This is a genomic window from Pseudomonas sp. AGC41, from assembly GCF_057334555.1.
The window spans coordinates 116,687-118,412 of the sequence record NZ_JBHFJB010000117.1 but is presented as its reverse complement, the minus strand read 5'-3'; the positions used below and the strand labels follow the sequence as shown (position 1 = coordinate 118,412).

3 protein-coding genes are annotated in these 1,726 nt (G+C 59.6%); 1 reads left to right on the top strand and 2 read right to left on the bottom strand.

The window, feature by feature from the left end:
• Positions 1-14: 14 nt before the first annotated feature.
• Entirely contained in the window at positions 15-626 is a 612-nt protein-coding gene (locus ACE04F_RS20735) for a C40 family peptidase (RefSeq protein ID WP_486109584.1), read from the bottom strand.
• Positions 627-875: 249 nt separating this feature from the next.
• Here ACE04F_RS20735 and ACE04F_RS20730 point away from each other — a divergent pair, with 249 nt between their 5' ends.
• A complete protein-coding gene (locus ACE04F_RS20730) occupies positions 876-1,304 on the top strand; it encodes an NINE protein (RefSeq protein WP_486109582.1) in 429 nt (142 codons plus the stop codon).
• A 132-nt stretch (positions 1,305-1,436) separates the two neighbouring features.
• On the opposite strand, the gene ACE04F_RS20725 is transcribed toward ACE04F_RS20730, so the two are convergent.
• Positions 1,437-1,726: amidohydrolase family protein (locus tag ACE04F_RS20725; RefSeq protein ID WP_486109580.1), on the bottom strand; the 290-nt coding region annotated here is incomplete at its 5' end.

Sequence of the window (1,726 nt, the reverse complement as noted above, 5' to 3'; positions counted from 1 at the left end):
ACAGAGGCCGGTAATCAGCGCTGAACCACGCGCATCGCCCCCGGCTCTTTCGGCAGCACGCGCTTGGCAACCACGTAATGGGTGTTCCAGTACGGCTTGTTCAGGGTGTCAATGGTCACCGATTTGCCTCGGCGCGGGGCGTGGATGAAGCGGTCGTTGCCCAGGTAGATAGCCACATGGTTGACCCGGCGGCTCTTGAGCTTGAAGAAAATCAGGTCGCCGGGCTTCAAGTCCTTGCGCTCGACTTTCTCGCCGTGGCCGGCCGCCATTGCATTGGACGTGCGCGGCAAGTCAAAGGAGGAGTCGTTGAAGGCGTATTTCACCAGACCACTGCAATCGAAACCTTTACTTGGGCTGCTGCCGCCCCAACGGTAAGGTGTGCCGAGTACATTTACGGCGCGGCTCAGCACATTGCTGGTCGTCTTGGTCGCCATGGGTGGCACCAGCCGGCTGTGAGCGTTACTCACACGCTGGACGCTTTGCCTGTTTTTGCTCGACGGAGCAGAAACGTGGGATTTGGGCGTATAGCCGTTGATGTTCGGAAGACGTTGCTCACGATTGGTGGCGTGGGCGGCCAGTGGCAATAATAGGCAAATGGTCAGCCATGTCTTGAAAAATGGACGCATTAGGCAGGGCTCATAAAGGTTAGCGCGCAACTTTATAACAGCTTTTTTCGCCTTCCCGAGGCCGTTTGTCGATCCGGAACCCCGCTCAAACCCGGCGTAATTGCGACAATTTGACCGGATCGTCCGACAGAGCCCCCGTATTCCGGGCGTTTCCCCGGCGTGAGTCGCTCAGGACCGCTTGTCGGCAAGACACATAAAAGTCACAAAAGATCCGAACAAATTTTTCTATCGAGGCAAAAGAGGCCATTCATGAACAGCTATCAGCAGGGCGCAGTCCGCGATACCCACAGTAAAGTCATCGGGTATCTGCTATGGATTCTCGGTTTCACTGGCGCTCACCGTTTCTATTACGGCAAGCCGGTCACCGGCACGATCTGGTTTTTCACGTTCGGGCTGCTGGGCATCGGTTGGTTGATCGACCTGTTCCTGATCCCGGCCATGGACCGCGAAGCCGACCTGCGCTTCACCCCCGGGCCGATCGAGTACAGCGTCGCGTGGATTCTGCTGACGTTTCTCGGGGTGTTGGGTGTGCATCGCATGTATCAAGGGAAGTGGCTCAGCGGGATCATCTACCTGCTGACTGGCGGGGTGTTTTTCCTGGGTGTGCTGTATGACTTCTGGACGCTGAACGATCAGGTGTCGATTCGTAATGCGCAGAAGCGGGGGGCTTTCCAGTAAGCCAGTCGGATCGAGGTGCCTGCATCCGCGAGCAGGCTCGCTCCCACATTGGATCGAGGTGTCCACGGATCATGTGTTCACTGAAGATCCCTGTGGGAGCGAGCCTGCTCGCGAAAAGGGCGACGCGGTTTGTCAGGCCTGGTGGGTAATCCGCCCATCCATCAAGGTGTAGCGCACCACGCCCGGCAGGCTGTGGCCGAGGAATGGGCAGTTGTCGCCCTTGGAGCGCCACGCTTCGCCGGCCACGGTGGAGGCAGCCGGGTCGAACAGCACCAGGTCCGCCGCCGCGCCCACCGCCAGTTTCCCGGCTGGCAGTTGCAGCGCCTGGGCCGGGCCGGCGCTCAGGCGTGCGAGCAGAGTCGGCAGGTCCAGCAAACCGTCTTCCACCAGCGTCAAGGCCAGCGGCAGCAGCAGCTCAACGC